This is a genomic window from Pseudomonas sp. Y3 TE3536 (assembly GCF_053629175.1).
On the sequence record NZ_JBRJHU010000001.1, the window covers coordinates 894,884 to 915,468 of the forward strand.

Consider the following 20,585-nt stretch of genomic DNA (forward strand, 5'->3'; position numbering starts at 1 on the left):
CCTGGTTGCGGGTTGACGGAAACGACGCCCGGACGGACGCCAGCCCAGCGCATACAGGTAGCACTGTGCGTGCTACCTGTAAACCGGGCGCTCAGGAACAGCGAGCAGCATCACTCGCTGGAGAGCAGGTCCATCGCGTGCTTGTCCATCATCTCCAGGGCGCGACCGCCGCCACGGGCGACACAGGTCAGCGGGTCCTCGGCGACGATCACCGGCAGGCCAGTTTCCTGGGCCAGCAGTTTGTCGAGGTCGCGCAGCAGTGCGCCACCACCGGTCAGCACCAGGCCACGCTCGGCGATGTCGGAGGCCAGCTCCGGCGGCGATTGCTCCAGGGCGCTTTTGACCGCCTGGACGATGGTCGCCAGGGATTCTTGCAGGGCTTCCAGCACTTCGTTGGAATTCAGGGTGAAGGCACGCGGTACGCCTTCGGCCAGGTTACGGCCGCGGACATCGACTTCGCGCACTTCGCCACCTGGGTAGGCGGTGCCGATTTCCTGCTTGATGCGCTCGGCGGTGGACTCGCCGATCAGGCTGCCGTAGTTGCGGCGCACGTAGGTCACGATGGCTTCGTCGAAGCGGTCGCCGCCGACGCGGACGGATTCGGCGTAAACCACGCCGTTCAACGAGATCAGGGCGATTTCAGTGGTACCACCACCGATATCGACGACCATCGAACCACGGGCTTCTTCGACTGGAAGGCCGGCACCGATGGCGGCGGCCATTGGCTCTTCGATCAGGAACACTTCACGGGCACCGGCACCCAGGGCCGACTCGCGAATCGCGCGGCGCTCTACCTGGGTCGACTTGCACGGCACGCAGATCAGCACGCGAGGGCTGGGCTGCAGGAAGCTGTTCTCGTGAACCTTGTTGATGAAATACTGCAACATTTTTTCACAAACGCTGAAGTCGGCAATGACGCCGTCCTTCATCGGACGAATGGCAGCAATGTTGCCGGGCGTACGGCCCAGCATGCGTTTGGCTTCGGTACCGACGGCGACGACGCTTTTCTGATTGCCATGGGTACGGATGGCAACAACCGAGGGCTCATTCAGGACGATACCGCGCTCACGCACGTAAATAAGGGTGTTGGCAGTACCCAGGTCGATGGAAAGATCGCTGGAAAACATGCCACGCAGTTTCTTGAACATGGGAAAGTGACCCTGGGGAAAGCGTGGGTAAAAAAGTGCGGCAAACTCTAACAATGGCAGGGATTTTGGGCAAGGAGCCAATATGTTAAATTGGTCGTTTTTCCGAGCACGCCAGCAGATGATCGCGGCCGTATGACCGCCAGAATGCCGACATGTTCCTCATCACGGACCCTAATTCCGTTCTTTGTTTCCCCTGGAGATCCCCATGGCGCTTGAACGCTGCGACGTGGAAAAGATCGCCCATCTGGCCCGTCTGGGGCTGAATGATGGCGAACTGCCACGCATTACCGATGCACTGAACAGCATTCTCGGGCTGGTCGACCAGATGCAAGCGGTCGACACCACTGGCATCGAGCCCCTCGCCCACCCCCTGGAGGCCAGCCAGCGACTGCGTCCCGACCAGGTCACCGAAAGCAACCAGCGCGAGGCCTACCAGGCCATCGCACCGTCGACCGAAAGCGGTCTGTACCTGGTTCCCAAAGTCATCGAGTAAGGGATAGAGCCTGCCATGCACCAATTGACCCTGGCCGAGATCGCCCGCGGACTCGCCGACAAGTCGTTTTCTTCCGAAGAGCTGACGGGCGCCCTGCTGGCGCGCATCAAACAGCTCGACCCGCAAATCAACAGCTTCATCAGCGTCACCGAGGAACTGGCCCTGGGCCAGGCCCGTGCCGCTGACGCCCGTCGCGCCGCTGGCGAGGCTGGCGCCCTGCTGGGTGCGCCCATTGCCCACAAGGACCTGTTCTGCACCAACGGCGTACGCACCAGCTGCGGCTCGAAGATGCTCGACAACTTCAAGGCGCCGTACGACGCCACCGTGGTCGCCAAGCTGGCTGAAGCCGGCATGGTCACCCTGGGCAAGACCAACATGGACGAATTCGCCATGGGTTCGGCCAACGAATCCAGCCACTACGGCCCGGTGAAAAACCCGTGGAACCTGGAGCACGTCCCGGGCGGTTCGTCGGGCGGCTCGGCTGCGGCAGTCGCCGCGCGCCTGCTGCCGGCCACCACCGGCACCGACACTGGCGGCTCGATCCGACAGCCGGCAGCGCTGACTAACCTGACTGGCCTGAAACCGACGTACGGTCGTGTTTCGCGCTGGGGCATGATCGCTTACGCCTCCAGCCTCGACCAAGGCGGCCCGCTGGCCCGCACGGCCGAAGACTGCGCGCTGCTGCTGCAAGGCATGGCCGGTTTCGATACCAAGGATTCCACCAGCATCGAAGAGCCGGTGCCGGACTACAGCGCCAACCTTAATGCTTCGCTGCAAGGCCTGCGCATCGGCCTGCCGAAGGAATACTTCGGCGCAGGCCTGGACCCGCGCATCGCTGACCTGGTGCAAGCCAGCGTCAAGGAGCTGGAAAAGCTCGGCGCCGTGGTCAAGGAAATCAGCCTGCCAAACATGCAGCACGCCATCCCGGCGTACTACGTGATCGCGCCTGCTGAGGCATCCTCCAACCTGTCGCGTTTCGACGGCGTGCGCTTCGGCTACCGCTGCGAAGCGCCAAAAGACCTGACCGACCTGTACAAGCGTTCCCGTGGCGAAGGCTTCGGTGCCGAAGTGCAGCGCCGCATCATGGTGGGCACCTACGCCCTGTCGGCCGGCTACTACGACGCCTACTACGTCAAAGCCCAGCAGATTCGTCGCCTGATCAAGAACGACTTCATGGCCGCGTTCGAAGGTGTTGACCTGATCCTCGGCCCGACCACGCCGAACCCGGCCTGGAAGCTCGGCGCCAAGAGCAGCGACCCCGTCGCCGCCTACCTGGAAGACGTCTACACCATCACCGCCAACCTGGCGGGCCTGCCGGGCCTGTCGATGCCGGCTGGCTTCGTCGATGGCCTGCCGGTCGGCGTGCAACTGCTGGCGCCCTACTTCCAGGAAGGCCGCCTGCTCAACGTCGCGCACCGCTACCAGCAAGTGACCGACTGGCACACCCGCGCCCCCAACGGCTTCTGAGGAGTTCACACATGCAATGGGAAGTTGTGATCGGGCTGGAAATTCATACTCAGCTCGCCACCCAGTCGAAGATCTTCTCCGGCAGCGCCACCACCTTCGGCTCCGAGCCGAACACCCAGGCCAGCCTGGTTGACTTGGGCATGCCCGGTGTACTGCCGGTGCTGAACCAGGAAGCCGTGCGCATGGCGTGCATGTTCGGCCTGGCGATCGATGCCGAGATCGGCAAGCGCAACGTGTTCGCGCGCAAGAACTACTTCTACCCCGACCTGCCCAAGGGCTACCAGATCAGCCAGATGGACCTGCCGATCGTCGGCAAGGGCCACCTGGACATCGCCCTGGAAGACGGCACCATCAAGCGCATCGGCGTGACCCGTGCGCACCTGGAGGAAGACGCCGGCAAGAGCCTGCACGAAGACTTCAGCGGCTCCACCGGCATCGACCTGAACCGCGCCGGCACGCCGCTGCTGGAAATCGTTTCCGAGCCGGACATGCGTAGCGCCAAAGAAGCCGTGGCCTACGTCAAGGCGATCCACGCCCTGGTGCGCTACCTGGGCATCTGCGACGGCAACATGGCCGAAGGCTCGCTGCGCTGCGACTGCAACGTGTCGATCCGGCCAAAAGGCCAGGCCGAGTTCGGTACCCGCTGCGAGATCAAGAACGTCAACTCGTTCCGCTTCATCGAACGTGCGATCAACAGCGAGATCCAGCGCCAGATCGACCTGATCGAAGACGGTGGCAAGGTCATCCAGGAAACCCGCCTGTACGACCCGAACAAGGACGAGACCCGCTCCATGCGCAGCAAGGAGGAAGCCAACGACTACCGTTACTTCCCCGACCCAGACCTGCTGCCGGTGGTCATCGAGGACAGCTTCCTCGACACCATCCGCGCCGGCCTGCCAGAGCTGCCGCCGCAGAAGGTCGAGCGCTTCCAGAGCCAGTACGGCCTGTCGGCCTACGACGCGAACGTGCTGGCATCGAGCCGCGAACAGGCAGACTACTTCGAGCAAGTGGTGAAGATTGGTGGCGACGCCAAGCTGGCAGCCAACTGGGTCATGGTCGAGCTGGGCAGCCTGCTGAACAAGCTGGGCGTCGAGATTGACCAGGCGCCGGTCAGCGCCGAGCAGTTGGGTGGCATGCTGCTGCGTATCAGCGACAACACCATCAGCGGCAAGATCGCCAAAACCGTGTTCGAGGCCATGGCCGCCGGTGAAGGCGATGCAGACAGCATCATCGAGAGCCGGGGCCTGAAGCAGGTCACCGACACCGGTGCGATCGACAAGATGCTCGACGAAATGCTGGCTGCCAATGCCGAACAGGTCGAACAGTACCGCGCCGCCGACGAGGCCAAGCGCGGCAAGATGTTCGGCTTCTTCGTCGGCCAGGCGATGAAGGCGTCGAAGGGCAAGGCCAACCCGGGGCAAGTGAACCAATTGCTCAAAGCCAAGCTCGAAGGGTGAGCTGAAAAATGCGGCGAGGGCTACGCCCTCGTTCGCGGGGCAAGCCCGCTCCCACAGGTATTCCACAGTTTCGAAGCCACTGAAATACCTGTGGGAGCGGGCTTGCCCCGCGAAGGCCGCACAGCGGCCCCAATGGCAGCACCGGAGCATCAGACTTGCTAAAACGATCCCTCGGCACCCTCGCCTTGTTCTCCCTGCTGGCCGGCTGTGCCAGCCACGATATCGACCCCCGCGGCTACGACAAGACCGGCACCGCCTCCTATTACGGTTCGCGCCACCACGGCAAACGCACGGCCAGTGGCGAACCGTTCAACCAGCACGGCCTTACCGCCGCTCACCGCAGCCTGCCGTTCGGCAGCCGCGTGCTGGTCACCAACCTCGCCAACCAACGCAGCGTGGTGGTGCGCATCAATGACCGCGGCCCGCATACACGCGGCCGGCTGATCGACCTGTCACGCGCTGCAGCAGAAAAAATCGGCATGCTCCGTAGCGGAACGGCGCGCGTGCGGGTACAAGGTCTGAGCAACTGACCCTACTGGAGCCCTGACCATTTTCGACCTGGCCACCCTTCCCACCTTCAGCCTCCTGCAACTGGGCGTCGCCTTGTTGCTGCTGGCCTGCGGTGCCGAGCTGCTGGTACGCATGGCCCTGCGCCTGGCCCTGCGCCTGCACGTGCGCCCACTGATCATCGGGCTGAGCCTGGTGGCCTTCGGCAGCACCGCACCGCAGCTCACGGTAAGCCTACAGGCCGCCTTCCAGGGCGCACCGGATGTCGCCGTCGGCAGCGTGATTGGCAGCAACATCTTCAACGTACTGGTGATTCTTGGCCTGGCCGCGCTGATCATCCCGCTGCGTGTTTCACGCCAACTGGTTCGTCTGGACATCCCCTTGATGATCGTCGCCAGCGCGCTGGTGTATGCGCTGGCCGCCAATGGCTACCTAGGCCGCGGGGAGGGCCTGCTGCTGTTGCTGGCGCTGGTGGGCTACTTGGTCATGCTCTGGCATCAATCACGCCATTACGCTCGCACCTACCCCGCGCCCAGCAACATCAAGGTCAGTGGTGCACGCTTTTGGTCAAGCACGCTGCTGCAGATTGCGCTTGGCCTTGGCCTGCTGAGCCTGGCCGGCCACTTGCTACTGGAAGCCGCCGTTGAGGTGGCGACTGACCTGGGCCTTTCCGAACGCATCATCGGCCTCACCGTGGTCGCGGTCTGCACGTCATTGCCAGAGCTGGCCGCCGCGATGATTGCCGCCCTTCGCGGCGAACGGGAAATCGCCGTTGGCACGGTGATCGGCAGCAACCTGTTCAACCTGCTGGGAGTGCTGGGCCTGACCGCGCTGATCACCCCTGAACCGCTGTCGATCTCACCCAACGCGCTGGCCTTCGACCTGCCCGTGATGCTGGGCGTCGCCGTCTTGAGCCTGCCGGTATTCTATTCGGGCTACCGGATCACTCGCGCTGAAGGCCTGGTGTTTCTCTGCCTGTACCTGGCCTATGGGCTGCATGTGGTGGCCTTTACCACCGGCATGCCATTGGCCGGCCGCCTGGAGCGGCTCATGCTGTTCTATGTCTTGCCAGTGCTGGCCTTGGTGCTGCTGTACACCACCGTACGTGCGTGGCGGCGGCAGCACTGAGGCCAGCGGAGGGCGCCGAAAGCCCTCAGCCCTGCCGGGCCTTCTTCAACCGGAACGCGACCCAAAGCACCGCAATCCAACCGGGAATCAGCATCACCGAGATGCGAATCGGCGGCGTCAGGTACATCACGACCAGAATCAGCACGATGAACGCCAGGCACAGGTAATTGGTAACCGGGTGCCCCCAGCTCTGGTAGAACGGAGTAATACCCGACGCCAGCTTGGCTTTGCGGAATTTGAGGTGGGTGATGCTGATGCTCGCCCAGTTGATCACCAGCGCCGACACCGCCAGGGCCATCAGCAAGCCAAAGGCTTCACCGGGCATCAGGTAGTTGATCAGTACGCACATGCCCGTGGCAAACGCCGAAACACCCAGCGCTGTCAGCGGTACACCGCTGCGGCTGACTTTGAGCAACTGGCGTGGCGCATCCCCCTGGCTGGCCAGGCCGAACAGCATGCGGCTGTTGGCGTAGACGCAGCTGTTGTAGACCGACAGCGCCGCCGTCAGCACCACGACATTGAGGATGGTCGCCACCAGGTCGCTGTCCAGTTCATGGAAAATCATCACGAACGGGCTACCCCCCTGCACCACCTTCTGCCACGGGTACAGCGACAACAGCACCGCCAGGGCGCCGATGTAGAAAATCAGGATGCGGTAGACCACCTGGTTGGTGGCCTTGGGGATGCTCTGGCGCGGGTTATCTGCCTCGGCGGCGGTGATACCCACCAGCTCCAGCCCACCGAAAGAGAACATGATCACAGCCAAGGCCATGATCAGGCCAGTAACGCCATTCGGGAAGAACCCGCCGTATTGCCACAGGTTGGCCACGCTGGCGTCCGGGCCGCCGTGGCCGCTGCTCAGCAGCCAGGCACCAAAGCCAATCATGCTGACGATGGCCACTACCTTGACCAAGGCGAACCAGAACTCCATCTCGCCGTAGACCTTCACTTGGGTCAGGTTGATGAGGTTGATCGCCACGAAGAAGATCGCCGCCGTCGCCCAGGTGGGGAAATCTGGCCACCAGTACTGCACATAGATGCCCACGGCGGTCAGTTCGGCCATGCCCACCAGCACGTACACCACCCAGTAGTTCCAGCCCGAGACGAAGCCTGCGAACTCGCTCCAGTACTGGTGGGCGAAGTGGCTGAAGCTGCCGGCTACCGGCTCTTCGACCACCATTTCGCCCAACTGGCGCATGATGAAGAAAGCCATCAGGCCGGCGATGGCGTAGCCCAGCAATACGGAAGGGCCGGCCAGTTGAATGGTCTGGGCGATCCCCAGGAACAGCCCGGTGCCGATGGCCCCACCCAGCGCGATCAGCTGGATATGGCGATTCTTCAGCCCGCGCTGCAAGCGCTCGGGCGTGCTCTGGTCTTGCATGAAGTGTCCTTTAGCTCAGTGAGGCAGTGTTATTGCTGTTATTTGCAGTCAAGGATCTAGATCCATCCGCCCCACTGCAAGATGAAAATACCGATATTGGTGGTGATCGCCGCCATTAGCGTAGTGATCACGATGATCGAAGCCGCCAACTCATGGTTGCCGTTGGCCGCCCGCGCCATCACATAGCTGGCTGCCGCCGTCGGGCTGCCGATGTACAGGAACAGGATGCCCAGCTCGGCACCGCGGAACCCGCACAGCCACGCACCCAGTGTGCCGATCAGCGGTAACCAGACCATCTTCACCAGGCTGGCATCAATGGCCAGCCTGCCACTGTCACGCAGCGCCGCCAGCGACAGGGTGCCACCGATGCACATCAATGCCAGCGGCAAGGTCATCCGCGCCAGGTAGTCGCCTGAAGTGAGCAACCAGTTGGGCAACGGCACCTGGCCATAGGCCATGGGCGTTGCCACCAGCACACTGATGATCAATGGGTTGCTGAAGATGTTCTTGCAGATGCTCCACGGGTCGGACTTGAGGTCCGGGCTGTACACCGCCAGCACCACCGCCGACAGCGAGTTGTACAGGAGGATCACCAGGCCTGCCAGCACCGCGCCCAGCGAGATGCCGTAGTCGCCATACAGGCTGGCGGCCAGGGCCAGGCCGATTACGCCGTTGTTGCCGCGAAACGCGCCTTGGGTGTAGATGCCGCGGTCCGCTGGCGGGCAACGCCAGATGGCCAGCCCCCAGGCCACGCCAAAGCCAACCAGGGTGGCCGCGACGAAATACAGCAGCACGCCCGGTTTGACCGCCGTTGCCAGGTCGGCGTGGTAGATGCCGAGGAACAGCAGCGCCGGCATGCAGACGTTGAACACCAGCTGTGAGGCGACGCGGTTGAAGTTGTCGTCGATCAGGTGGATGCGTTTGAGCAGCACGCCCATGAACAGCATGGCGAAGACCGGTGCCGTGATGTTCAGCGTCTGGATAAGAAGGGCGAGCATGCGCAAGCGATCCTGCAGGGGTTGCCGTTAGGGGGCTAATGATACGTCAACGGCTGCGAGTTGCGGGGATCGGGATGCGATACAGGGCAATTTCTGTCAGTGGCGACCCCTTCGCGGGGCAAGCCCGCTCCCACAGGTGCCCACCCTTCTCGGGCTCAGTGGTGTCCCTGTGGGAGCGGGCTTGCCCCGCGAAGGGTCAACGCCGATTCAGCGCCGAACCGGCCGCTTCTGCAGTTTGCGCTGCAAGGTCCGCCGGTGCATGCCCAGCGCCCGCGCCGTGGCCGAGATATTGCCCTCGTGCTCGTTCAGCACACGCTGGATGTGCTCCCACTGCAGGCGGTCGACCGACATCGGGTTTTCCGGCACCAGGGCATCCAGGTCGGCATGCTCGGAAAGCAACGCAGCCAGTACATCGTCGGCATCGGCCGGCTTGCACAGGTAGTTGCAGGCGCCGCGCTTGACCGCCTCCACCGCGGTGGCGATGCTGGAATAACCCGTCAGGATCACCACGCGCATTTCCGGGTCCAGCTCCAGCAGCTTGGGCAGCAGCACAAGCCCCGAGTCGCCTTCCATCTTCAGGTCCAGCGTGGCGTAGTCTGGCAGGTCCTGCTGGGCCAGGATCAGCCCTTCTTCGGCGGAGCCTGCAGTGCTCACGCGGAACCCGCGACGGCTCATGGCGCGCGCCATGACCCGGGTGAAGGTGGCATCGTCATCCACCAGCAGCAGGTGCGGCAGCTCTTCGCTTTCAAGCTGGGTTTCGTCACTCATCATTCATCTCCTCGCTTGCCATGGGGCAGGCGCAATTCGGTCAGGGTGCCACCCTGCTCATGACTATAGAGTTTCACCGAACCGCCCGCACGCGTCACGCTGGCCTTGCTCAAGAACAGGCCCAGGCCGAAGCCTTTGCCCTTGGTGGTAATAAAGGGTTTGCCAATCGCCTCGGCGATCGCTGGGGGCACACCGGGGCCATGGTCACGGATACTGATGACAATGTCCTGGGCGTCCCAGTCAAGGCGCACCTCGAGATCGTCCGGGCACGCGTCGGCTGCATTGTTCAGCAGGTTCAGCAGCGCCTGGGTCAGGTCCGGTGGTGGGGTCAGGCGCGGTACCTGGCCATCCCTGAGGCGCTGGAAGCGGTAGCTGGCCTCGGGCCGCATCAGGTGCCAACGGTTGAGCGCTTCGTCGAGCCAGGCGGTAACGTCCTGCTCGACCATCGCCAGGCGGCGGTTGGCCTCGGCGGCACGCACCAGTTGCTGCAAGGTCTCCTTGCACAGTTTGACCTGGTCCTGAAGGATCTGCAGGTCTTCCTGCAACAGCGGGTCGGGGTGGTCCTGGCGCATTTCGTTGAGCAGCACGCTCATCGTCGCCAGCGGGGTGCCCAGTTCGTGGGCAGCGCCAGCGGCCTGGGTGGCCACGGCCAGCAACTGCTCATCGCGCAGGCTCTCCTCACGGCGCTCGGAACGCAGTTGTTCCTGGCGGCGGAGTTCTTCGGCCATGCGCGCGGCAAAGAAGGTGATGACCGCTGCCGCCAGGGCAATGCTCAGCCACATACCGTAGACCTGCATCTTGTCCCGCGCCAGCGGCAACCCTTCCAGCGGGTAGAACTGCACCAGCAGCAGGCTGTAGGCCGTCAGGGCAATGCCCGAAAGAATCAGCGAATAGAGCCAGGGCAAGGTCACCGCAGCAATGGCCAGCGGCACCAGGTAATACGAAACGAACGGGTTGGTCGAACCGCCGGAGTAATACAGCAAGGCACTGTGGATCAGCAGGTCACAGGCAAGCTGCAGTGCATATTCCATTTCGGTGACCGGCAGCGACAGGCGCAGGCGCAACGCAGTGAAGGCGCACAGGATGGACGACAGGGCCAGCGTCGCCGCCAGCGAAAACCACGGCAAGGGCAGCAGGTCGGTCCAGTAGGCGACGCCCACGGAGCCTGCCTGGGCAGCCAGGACCAGCACGCGAATAACAGTCAGGCGCCAGAGGTTCTGACGTGTAGCGGACAACGGTTGTACGTCGGCGAGCATGAGCTCTCCTGATGAGTGCTCCAGAAAATCGGCTGGAGTATACCGAAGCCGGGCGCCTCGCTGCAGCGATGCGGCAAAGCGCCACACTTTGTCACAGGTTCATGATGGCACTTTTGAACCCACTACACTGTTCCCGGTCTGATGGGCCATGCGTGGAATGGAGAGCCAGCACCCACGCCCTTTTATTGCCAAGGAGTCTTACATGCAAATCCCTCGTCGCGGCACTGCCTTGATCCTGTCTTGCGGCCTGCTCGCCAGCCTGTCTGCGCTGGCGGCCGATGAGCCGCGCTTCAACCAGGTGTCGCTGCGTGCCGAAGTCAGCAAGGAAGTGCCACGCGACCTGATGGTCGTGACCCTCTACAGCGAAGCGCAGAACACCGACCCGGGCAAACTTGCCAAAGAGATCACCGAGACCATGAACAAGGCTGTGCAGCAGTCTCGCCAGGTCAAGGATGTGAAGATCAGCCAGGGCAGCCGCAACAGCTACCCGGTCTATGACAGCAAAGGGCAGAAAATCACCGGCTGGCGTGAACGCGCCGAGCTGCGCCTGGAAAGTGCCAACTTCCCAGCCCTGTCGCAATTGACCGCCGACCTGCTGCAAGACCTGAAAATGGGCGGCATGGACTTCTCCATCGCCCCGGCCACGCGCAAGGCCAGCGAAGATGATTTGCTCAAAGACGCGGTCAATGCCTTTAAGGCACGCGCACAGCTGGCCACCGAGGCGCTGGGTGGCAAGGGCTACAAAGTGGTCAACCTGAACCTCAACAGCAGCGGCTACCCACGCCCGTACCTGCGCAGCGCACCGATGGCCATGAAAGCCATGGGCGCTGACGAAGCGGCGCCGGCGCCGGATATCGAAGCGGGTACCAGCGAAGTGAGCATGAATGCCGATGGTTTGATCGAAGTTCAGATGCCCTGATCTGAATGGGGCCGCCTTGCGGCCCAATCGCCGGCAAGCCGACTCCCACAGGGGCAGCGCAGAGCCTAAGGCTTGTGCTGCACCTGTAGGAGCGGCCTTGCGTCGCGATGGGCTGCAACGCAGCCCCAATTCTGCAATTTAAGACATTTCCTACGCACTTTTAAGGTGCAGCTTACATATCCCTCCCCCTCGAAACATCCTGCAATTGCCATCATTTTGCCCGCGCAAACGTTCAACTTCGTCGAAAGTTATACTGATGCGACATCCATGTACGCTCGTACCACCTTTCTGGCGCCAACTATCCTTCTGAGTGTTGCATTGGGAACAGCCCCTGCATAAGTATCCTCAGGTCGGCTCACGAGGCCACCTCAATCAAAAATGACAACAATGAGGCCACCATGCTCAAACACGCAGTCATTCCGTTCCTGCTAGGCGCAGGTTTGCTGGCCGGCGCCCCGCTCGCCCACGCAGCGTCCAACCTGGTGTTCTGCTCCGAAGGCAGCCCGGCTGGCTTCGACCCAGGGCAATACACGACGGGAACCGACTTCGACGCCTCGGCCGAGACCGTGTTCAACCGCCTGACCCAGTTCGAACGCGGCGGTACCGCTGTGATCCCGGGCCTGGCGACTAAATGGGAAGTGTCCGACGACGGCAAGACCTACACCTTCCACCTGCGCGAAGGGGTCAAGTTCCACACCACCGACTACTTCAAGCCTACCCGCACATTCAATGCCGATGACGTGCTGTTCACGTTCAACCGCATGCTCGACAAGAACCACCCGTTCCGTAAGGCCTACCCCACCGAATTCCCGTACTTCACCGACATGGGCATGGACAAGAACATCGCCAAGCTCGAGAAGGTCGACGAGCACACCGTGCGCTTCACCCTCAACGAGGTGGACGCCGCGTTCATCCAGAACCTGGCGATGAGCTTCGCGTCCATCCAGTCGGCCGAGTATGCCGACCAGTTGCTGAAAGGCGGCAAGGCTGCCGACCTCAACCAGAAACCGATCGGCACCGGCCCATTTGTGTTCAGCAAGTACCAGAAAGACGCGCAAATCCGCTTCAAGGGCAACAAGGACTACTGGAAACCCGAGGACGTGAAGCTCGACAACCTGATCTTCGCCATCACCACCGATGCCTCGGTGCGCATGCAGAAGCTCAAGAAAGGCGAGTGCCAGGTCACGCTGTTCCCGCGTCCTGCCGACATCCAGCCGCTCAAGGCCGACAAGAACCTGCAGATGCCGCAACAGGCCGGCTTCAACGTCGGCTACATCGCCTACAACGTGATGGACAAAATCAAAGGCAGCAGCGTGCCCAACCCCATGGCCAAGCTCGAAGTGCGTCAGGCACTGGACATGGCGGTGGACAAGAAAAAGATCATCGAATCGGTTTACCAGGGTGCCGGCCAACTGGCGGTAAACGGCATGCCACCCACCCAGTGGTCCTATGACGACAGCATCAAGGACGCCCCCTACGACCCGGAAAAGGCCAAGCAGCTGCTCAAGCAAGCCGGCATCCCGGAGGGCACCGAGATCACCCTGTGGGCCATGCCCGTGCAACGCCCGTACAACCCCAATGCCAAGCTGATGGCCGAAATGCTGCAATCGGACTGGGCCAAGATCGGCATCAAGGCGAAGATCGTCAGCTATGAATGGGGCGAATACATCAAGCGCTCCAAAGGCGGCGAACAGGGCGCCATGCTGATCGGCTGGAGCGGCGACAACGGCGACCCGGACAACTGGCTAGGTACCCTGTACGGCTGCGATGCGATCGACGGCAACAACTTCTCCAAGTGGTGCTACAAACCCTACGACGACCTGATCAAACAGGCCAAAGCCACCTCGGACCCCGCCAAACGCACTGAGCTGTACCAACAGGCGCAGCACATCCTCAAGCAGCAGGTGCCGATCACCCCGATCGCCCACTCCACCGTGTACCAGCCCATGAGTGTCAAGGTGAAGGACTTCAAGATCAGCCCGTTCTCGCTGAATGCCTTCTACGGCGTCAGCGTGGACGAATAATAGGGTAGCCCCCGGCACCCGCCGCGCGGCGGGTGCCTGCCCCACCACAGCCAACCTCCCTCACGCCTGCCTGCTGCTACCCGCAGCGGGATAGGCAACCTGTTGCCGCCATTCGTACCCCGAGGCGGCGAAACAGACGAACAAGGACTTGCCATGCGCCATGCCACCGCCCTTTCGACCCTGCTCGCGCTGGGCCTGATGAGCCAATCCCCGGCCCTGCTCGCGAAAAACCTGGTGTTCTGCTCTGAAGGCAGCCCGGCTGGTTTCGACACCGCCCAGTACACCAGCGCCACCGACAACGACGCCGCCGAGCCGATCTACAACCGCCTGGTCGAATTCGAACGCGGCGGCACTGCCGTGCACCCGGCCCTGGCGACCAAATGGGACATCTCCGAGGATGGCCTGCGCTACACCTTCCACCTGCGCGAGGGCGTGAAGTTCCACGCCAACAAGGCGTTCACCCCAGGCCGCGACTTCAATGCCGACGACGTGCTGTTCACCTTCAACCGCATGCTCGACAAGGGCCACCCGTTCCGGCTGGCCTACCCCACCGAGTTCCCCTACTTCGTCAGCATGGGCCTGGACAAGAACATCGCCCGCATCGAGAAGGCCGGCCCGCTGACCGTGGTGTTCACCCTGAACAAGGTCGACGCCGCGTTCATCCAGAACCTTGCCATGAGCTTCGCGTCCATCCTGTCTGCCGAATACGCCGAGCAGTTGATGACCCGCGGGCGCCCCAGCGACATCAACCAGCAACCCATCGGCACCGGGCCGTTCGTGTTCCAGCGCTACCAGAAGGACGCGCAGATCCGCTTCAAGGGCAACAAGGACTATTGGGCACCGGACGAAGTGAAGATCGACAACCTGGTGTTCTCGATCAACACCGACCCTTCTGTGCGCATCCAGAAGCTGCGCCGCAACGAATGCCAGGTCACCTTGCACCCTCGGCCGGCCGACCTGCCGGCGCTCAAGGCCGACAAGACACTCGAGGTGCTGCAACGGCCCGGCTTCAACCTCGGCTACATCGCCTACAACACCCAGCACCCGCCCTTCGACCGCCTGGAAGTGCGCCAGGCCATGGACATGGCGGTCAACAAGCAGGCGATCCTGCAGGCGGTGTATCAGGACTCCGGGCAACGGGCGGTGAACGCCATGCCGCCCACCCAATGGTCTTACGACGACAGCCTCAAGGACGCCCCCTTCGACCCGGAAAAAGCCAAGCAACTGCTCAAGCAGGCCGGGGTCAAGGACGGCACCGAAGTCACCCTATGGGCCATGCCGGTACAGCGCCCGTACAACCCCAACGCCAAGCTGATGGCCGAGATGCTCCAGGCCGACTGGAACAAGCTGGGCTTCAAGGTGCGCATCGTCAGCTACGAATGGGGCGAGTACCTCAAGCGCATGAAAAGCGGCGAGCACGACATCGCCCTGATTGGCTGGACCGGCGACAACGGCGACCCCGACAACTGGCTCGGCACCCTCTACAACTGCGACGCCATCGGCAGCAACAACTACTCCCTGTGGTGCGACCCGCAGTACGACAGCCTGGTCAAGCAGGCCAAGCAGGTGACCGACCGCGACCAGCGCACCGCCCTCTACCGCCAGGCCCAGCAGCGGCTCAAGCAACAGGTGCCGATTACCCCGGTGGCGCATTCCACGGTGAACCAGCCGATCAGTGTCAAGGTTTCCGACTTCAAGGTCAGCCCCTTTGGCCGCAATGATTTTTCCGGTGTGAGTGTTGATTGATTTTTCAACCTGCACCGGCCTCTTCGCGGGTAAACCCGCTCCCACAGGTTCCCCACGAAGAGGTCAGTGCAGGCAACACCTCTCCCCCTGATTAGCCCGGCAACCCCAGGCAAACCTGGCAACACCGCAGCAAAAAACCCGGCTCACAAGGCCGGTAATAACTAGAAAAAGGAAAGGGAGCTTTCACCTTGAGAATATTCACCTCAACCGCACTGGCCTTAACCATCGGCAGCTTTTGCTCCGTGGTCGGAGCCGACCCTCAGCGCCAGGACTACGTCCCGCTCACCCTCAAGACAGGCAGTGAGCAAGACCAGGCGACCGGCTTCGTCGACGGCCAGAGCCTGTCTGGCTCTACCCGCAACTGGTATGCCCGCGAGCGCGCCGCCCGCGGGCCGTTGTGGAAGTACTACAAAAGCGACGGCACCCGCCACGACACCCACAGCCGCGAGAACTGGCTGCAAGGCACCATCCTCAACTACAGCTCGGGCTTTACCCAAGGTACCGTGGGCTTTGCCGTTGAAGCGGCCGGCTACAACGCCGTTGCCCTGCTACAGGACCGCGAGGCCATCGCCGGCCCCAACAACCGGACGCTGACCCACAGCGACGGCGACCCCATTGGCCAGTGGAGCAAACTGGGCCTGGGCAACATCAAAGCCCGTGTGTCCAACACCACACTCACCGTCGGCCGCCAGTCAGTGGACACGCCGATGATCGCCTACATCGGCAACCGCGCCCTGCCATCGAGCTTCCAGGGTGCCTTTCTGCACAGTGCCGAATTCGACAACCTCTCGTTCGACCTGGGCACCTTCGACCGCGTCTCGCCGCGCACCGAGCAAAGCCTCAGCAAGTTCCGCAGCGAGTACGGCGCCGCTGGCGTCGAGACCGACCGCGCCAGCACCACCGGGGTCAACTACCAGCCGTTCAAGAGCCTGACCACCAGCCTGTACGCCACCAAGGTCGACGACTTCTGGAACCAGTACTACTTCGGCGCCAACCACGTGCTGGGTGACAGCGCCGTACTCAGCCTGAGCACCGGTCTGAACTACTACAAGACCGTGGACGAAGGCAGCAAGAAGATGGGTGAGATCGACAACGACACCTACAGCCTGTCGCTTGGCCTGACCCACCAGGCCCACACCCTTTCGGCAGCCTGGCAGCAGGTCAACGGCAACGAGTACTTCGACTACCTGCACGAAACCAACGGCATCTACCTGGCCAACTCGCTGCTCTCGGACTTCAACGGCCCCAACGAGAAATCCCTGCAGATTTCCTATGTGCTGAACATGGCGCCCTACGGCGTGCCGGGCCTGAAGTTCAACCTGTACAACGCCCGCGGCTGGGGCATCGACGGCACGCACTACCGCGGCACCGCCTATGACGTGAAGGGGATGGACGGCGAGACCCACTACGAGTGGGGCATCGGCACCAGCTACGCGGTGCAGAGCGGCCCGCTGAAAGACACCAGCATCCGCGCCACCTATACCGCACACCGCGCCAGCAAGGCCCAGGCCGATGGCAGCCTGGACGAGTTCCGCGTGGTGACCACCATTCCGTTCAACATCCTCTGACCCATGACGCCACGGCCTGCTTCGCCCACTGAAAAAAACAGGCCGTGGCGGCTACGCTGGAATCAAAGCTTGCAGGGAGTATTCATGAAATCGCTACCGCTCCGCGCTGCCCTGGCAGCGCTCATCCTGGGCAGCGCCGCGCCGCTTGCGGCCAAGCCGCTGGTGGTGTGTACCGAAGCCAGCCCCGAGGGCTTCGATGTCGTCCAGTACACCACGGCCGTGACGTTCGATGCCTCGTCCGAAACCCTGTTCAACCGCCTGGTCGATTTCACCCCCGGGACGACCGACATCCAGCCGGCACTGGCGGAACGCTGGGACATCTCCGCTGATGGCCTGACGTACACCTTCCACCTGCGCCAGGGGGTGAAGTTCCACACCACCGACTACTTCACGCCCACCCGCGACTTCAATGCCGACGACGTGCTGTGGAGCCTGCGCCGCCAACTGGACCCACAACACCCCTGGCACGACAAGACCAGCGTCGGCTACCCGTATTTCGAAAGCATGGCCTTTGGCAAATTGCTCAAGTCGGTAGACAAGACTGACGATCACACCGTGGTGATCACCCTCACCCGCCCGGAAGCACCGTTTCTGCGTGACATGGCCATGGGGTTCACCTCGATCTACTCCGCCGAATACGGCGACCAGTTGCTGAAGGCCGGTAAGACAGGTGACCTCAACAGCAAGCCGATCGGCACCGGCCCGTTCATCTTCCAGCGCTACAGCAAGGACGCACAGGTCCGCTACAAGGCCAACCCAGACTACTTCCGTGGCAAGCCACCGGCCGATGCCCTGATCTTTGCCATCGCCAGCGACAGCAACGTCCGCCTGCAGAAGCTGCGCGCCAACGAATGCCAGGTAGCGCTGTACCCCAAGCCCGAGGACGTGCCGTCGATCAAGGCAGACCCTAAGCTCAAGATCGCCAACACCGAAGCACTGGTTACCGGCTACATCGCCATGAACACCGAGCACAAATACCTCAGTGATGTGCGGGTGCGCAAAGCCATCGACATGGCCTTCGACCGCCAGTCCCACGTCGATCAGCTATTCGGCAAAGGCAACGCCCTGGTCGCTATCAACCCCTACCCGCCGTCAATGATCGGCTTCAACCGCGACAACAAAAACCCACCCCGCGACCTGGACAAGGCACGTGCGCTGCTCAAGGAGGCCGGTGTGCCGGAGGGTACGGTCATCACCCTGTTCACCCGCAACGGCGGCGGCCCGACCAACCCCAACCCGCGGCTGTCGGCCGAGATGTTGCAATCAGACCTGGCCAAGGTCGGCATCAAGCTCGACATCCGCGTCATGGAGTGGGCCGAGATGCTGCGCCGGGCCAAAAAAGGCGAAGCCGACCTGGTGTCCACCGGCTGGGCCAGCGACAACGGCGACCCAGACAATTTCCTCACCCCGCTGCTCAGCTGCGAGGCGGCGAAAAATGGCGAGAACTACGCGCGCTGGTGCAACTCGAAATTCCAGGCGTTGATCACCCAAGCCCGCGAGGTGATCGATAACGACGCGCGTGCAAGGCTCTATAGCGAGGCATTGAAGGTGTACGATGACGACCAGCCCTGGATCAGCATGGCCCACCCGAAGGTGTTTACCGCCATGCGTGACAACGTGGAGGGTTACGTGATCAACCCTCTGACCAACAACAACTTCGCCACCACCCGGGTGAAGTAGAAAAACAACGACCGCCGGCAGCCCACATGGGGACCGGCGGCACTGCCGTGGCGTGCTGACTGCCGCCTGGCCTGAAGAGGTAACCCCGACAATGTTGAGTTTTATTGCCCGGCGCCTGGGCCTGCTGATCCCGACCTTCTTCGGTATCACCTTGCTCACCTTCGCGCTCATACGCCTGATCCCCGGCGACCCGGTGGAAGTGATGATGGGCGAGCGCAGGGTCGACCCCGAAATGCACGCCCAGGCCATGGAGCGCCTGGGCCTGAACAAGCCACTGCCGGTCCAGTACCTGGACTATGTGGGCAAGCTCGCCCAGGGTGACCTGGGCGAATCGCTGCGTACCCGCGAGAGCGTGTGGACCGAATTCCTCACCCTGTTCCCCGCCACCTTGGAGCTGGCCTTCGCCGCCCTGCTGTTCGCCGGCATCGTCGGCCTGCTGGCCGGGGTGATCGCGGCACTGAAGCGGGGCTCGCTGTTCGATCATGGGGTGATGGGCATCTCGCTCGCTGGCTACTCCATGCCGATTTTCTGGTGGGGCCTGATCCTGATCATGTTCTTCTCGGTCAGCCTGGGCTGGACGCCGGTGTCCGGGCGCATCGACCTGCTCTACGACATCGAGCCGAAAACCGGTTTCATGCTGATCGACACCCTGCTCAGCGACGAAGAAGGCGCGTTCAAGGATGCGGTGATGCACCTGATCCTGCCGGCCATCGTGCTGGGCACCATTCCGCTGGCGGTGATTGCCCGTATGACCCGCTCGTCAATGCTCGAAGTACTGCGCGAAGACTACATTCGCACCGCCCGCGCCAAGGGCCTGTCGCCTGCCCGCGTGGTGTTCGTGCACGGCCTGCGTAACGCGCTGATCCCGGTGCTCACGGTGTTCGGCCTGCAAGTCGGCACACTGCTGGCCGGCGCAGTGCTCACCGAAACCATCTTTTCCTGGCCGGGCATCGGCAAATGGCTGATCGAAGCCATCGGTGCCCGTGACTACCCCGTGGTCCAGAACGGCATCCTGTTGATCGCCTGCCTGGTGATTCTGGTCAACTTCGTCGTGGATATCCTCTACGGCCTGGCCAACCCACGCATCCGTCATCAGCGCTGAGGCCTTCGCCATGACTAGCCCGATTGCAAAATCCGTCGCACCGGCCAGCCCGGTGGACCAAAGCCTGCTCTACCCCTCGCCGTACAAGGAATTCTGGCACGCCTTCTCGCGCAACAAAGGCGCGGTGATGGGCCTGGCCTTCATGTGCCTGGTGGTGTTCTGCGCCCTGTTCGCCCCTTGGGTCGCACCGCATGACCCGAGCGAGCAGTACCGCGACTTCCTGCTGACCCCGCCGGTGTGGCTCGAAGGCGGTACCTGGCAGTTCATCCTCGGCACCGACGAACTGGGCCGCGACCTGCTGTCGCGCTTGATCCAGGGCGCCCGGCTTTCATTGCTGATCGGCCTGTCGTCGGTGGTGATGTCGCTGATCCCGGGGATTCTGCTGGGCCTGCTGGCCGGCTTCTTTCCGCACTTCCTCGGCCCCTCGATCATGCGCCTGATGGACGTGATGCTGGCCCTGCCCTCGCTGCTGCTGGCCGTGGCCATCGTCGCCATCCTCGGCCCTGGCCTGATCAACACCGTGATCGCCATCGCCATCGTCTCGCTGCCTGCCTATGTGCGCCTGACCCGCGCCGCAGTAATGGGCGAACTCAACCGCGACTACGTCACCGCCGCCCGCCTGGCCGGTGCCAGCTTGCCGCGGCTGATGTTCGTCACCGTGCTGCCCAACTGCATGGCGCCGCTGATCGTGCAGGCCACCTTGAGTTTCTCCTCGGCGATCCTCGACGCCGCGGCCCTGGGCTTCCTCGGCCTGGGCGTGCAACCGCCCACCCCCGAGTGGGGCACCATGCTGGCCTCGGCCCGCGACTACATCGAGCGGGCCTGGTGGGTGGTGAGCCTGCCGGGGGTGACCATTCTGCTCAGCGTGCTGGCAATCAACCTGATGGGCGACGGACTGCGCGATGCGCTGGACCCGAAACTCAAGAACGCCGCCTGAGGAGAA

Annotated in this window: 17 protein-coding genes; 12 read left to right on the forward strand and 5 right to left on the reverse strand. The window is 62.8% G+C overall.

The genetic code is table 11. From position 1 onward, the window contains the following. Positions 1 to 110: 110 nt before the first annotated feature. The gene (gene mreB, locus AB7M33_RS04050) at positions 111 to 1,148 is read right to left on the reverse strand and encodes a rod shape-determining protein MreB (protein WP_003255163.1); all 1,038 of its coding nucleotides are present in this window, start codon (positions 1,146 to 1,148) and stop codon (positions 111 to 113) included. 205 nt (positions 1,149 to 1,353) lie between these two features. On the opposite strand from mreB, the gene gatC reads away from it, so the two are divergent. From gatC to AB7M33_RS04075, 5 genes are all read left to right on the forward strand, one after another. Then, entirely contained in the window at positions 1,354 to 1,641 is a 288-nt protein-coding gene (gene gatC, locus AB7M33_RS04055) for an Asp-tRNA(Asn)/Glu-tRNA(Gln) amidotransferase subunit GatC (protein ID WP_027595588.1), read from the forward strand. Between the two features lie 15 nt (positions 1,642 to 1,656). Continuing rightward, positions 1,657 to 3,108, forward strand: coding sequence for an Asp-tRNA(Asn)/Glu-tRNA(Gln) amidotransferase subunit GatA (gene gatA, locus AB7M33_RS04060; protein ID WP_085272654.1), 1,452 nt, complete (start codon positions 1,657 to 1,659; stop codon positions 3,106 to 3,108). 11 nt (positions 3,109 to 3,119) lie between these two features. Further along, positions 3,120 to 4,565 (forward strand): Asp-tRNA(Asn)/Glu-tRNA(Gln) amidotransferase subunit GatB, encoded by a 1,446-nt coding sequence (gatB, locus tag AB7M33_RS04065; protein ID WP_085272653.1) that lies wholly within the window; start codon positions 3,120 to 3,122, stop codon positions 4,563 to 4,565. A 155-nt stretch (positions 4,566 to 4,720) separates the two neighbouring features. Beyond that, positions 4,721 to 5,095 (forward strand): septal ring lytic transglycosylase RlpA family protein, encoded by a 375-nt coding sequence (locus tag AB7M33_RS04070; RefSeq protein ID WP_454242450.1) that lies wholly within the window; start codon positions 4,721 to 4,723, stop codon positions 5,093 to 5,095. Between the two features lie 61 nt (positions 5,096 to 5,156). Then, positions 5,157 to 6,200, forward strand: a complete 1,044-nt coding sequence (locus AB7M33_RS04075; protein ID WP_027595584.1) for a calcium/sodium antiporter — start codon at positions 5,157 to 5,159, stop codon at positions 6,198 to 6,200. A 25-nt stretch (positions 6,201 to 6,225) separates the two neighbouring features. On the opposite strand, the gene AB7M33_RS04080 is transcribed toward AB7M33_RS04075, so the two are convergent. The 4 genes from AB7M33_RS04080 to AB7M33_RS04095 form a co-directional block, all read right to left on the reverse strand. Then, a complete protein-coding gene (locus AB7M33_RS04080; RefSeq protein ID WP_027595583.1) occupies positions 6,226 to 7,581 on the reverse strand; it encodes an amino acid permease in 1,356 nt (451 codons plus the stop codon). A gap of 56 nt (positions 7,582 to 7,637) precedes the next feature. Then, positions 7,638 to 8,579: an AEC family transporter gene (locus AB7M33_RS04085; RefSeq protein WP_454242451.1), complete on the reverse strand. Its 942-nt coding sequence runs from the start codon at positions 8,577 to 8,579 to the stop codon at positions 7,638 to 7,640. Positions 8,580 to 8,786: 207 nt separating this feature from the next. Further along, entirely contained in the window at positions 8,787 to 9,347 is a 561-nt protein-coding gene (locus AB7M33_RS04090; RefSeq protein ID WP_027595581.1) for a response regulator transcription factor, read from the reverse strand. After that, positions 9,347 to 10,603 carry an ATP-binding protein gene (locus tag AB7M33_RS04095; RefSeq protein ID WP_027595580.1) on the reverse strand — a complete coding sequence of 419 codons (1,257 nt, stop codon included), beginning with the start codon at positions 10,601 to 10,603 and terminating at the stop codon, positions 9,347 to 9,349. Before AB7M33_RS04095 ends, AB7M33_RS04090 begins: the two co-directional genes overlap by 1 nt. Before the next feature lie 202 nt (positions 10,604 to 10,805). On the opposite strand from AB7M33_RS04095, the gene AB7M33_RS04100 reads away from it, so the two are divergent. From AB7M33_RS04100 to AB7M33_RS04130, 7 genes are all read left to right on the forward strand, one after another. Continuing rightward, positions 10,806 to 11,522 (forward strand): SIMPL domain-containing protein, encoded by a 717-nt coding sequence (locus AB7M33_RS04100; RefSeq protein ID WP_454242452.1) that lies wholly within the window; start codon positions 10,806 to 10,808, stop codon positions 11,520 to 11,522. 398 nt (positions 11,523 to 11,920) lie between these two features. Continuing rightward, positions 11,921 to 13,546: an ABC transporter substrate-binding protein gene (locus tag AB7M33_RS04105; protein WP_454242453.1), complete on the forward strand. Its 1,626-nt coding sequence runs from the start codon at positions 11,921 to 11,923 to the stop codon at positions 13,544 to 13,546. 153 nt (positions 13,547 to 13,699) lie between these two features. Then, positions 13,700 to 15,292, forward strand: a complete 1,593-nt coding sequence (locus AB7M33_RS04110; protein WP_454242454.1) for an ABC transporter substrate-binding protein — start codon at positions 13,700 to 13,702, stop codon at positions 15,290 to 15,292. A gap of 188 nt (positions 15,293 to 15,480) precedes the next feature. Next, positions 15,481 to 16,860, forward strand: coding sequence for an OprD family porin (locus AB7M33_RS04115; RefSeq protein WP_454242455.1), 1,380 nt, complete (start codon positions 15,481 to 15,483; stop codon positions 16,858 to 16,860). 84 nt (positions 16,861 to 16,944) lie between these two features. Beyond that, positions 16,945 to 18,540: an ABC transporter substrate-binding protein gene (locus AB7M33_RS04120; protein ID WP_033694295.1), complete on the forward strand. Its 1,596-nt coding sequence runs from the start codon at positions 16,945 to 16,947 to the stop codon at positions 18,538 to 18,540. A gap of 91 nt (positions 18,541 to 18,631) precedes the next feature. Next, positions 18,632 to 19,642, forward strand: a complete 1,011-nt coding sequence (locus tag AB7M33_RS04125) for an ABC transporter permease subunit (protein WP_016485006.1) — start codon at positions 18,632 to 18,634, stop codon at positions 19,640 to 19,642. Positions 19,643 to 19,652: 10 nt separating this feature from the next. Next, positions 19,653 to 20,579, forward strand: a complete 927-nt coding sequence (locus AB7M33_RS04130; protein WP_027595574.1) for an ABC transporter permease subunit — start codon at positions 19,653 to 19,655, stop codon at positions 20,577 to 20,579. The last annotated feature ends 6 nt before the right edge of the window (positions 20,580 to 20,585 follow it).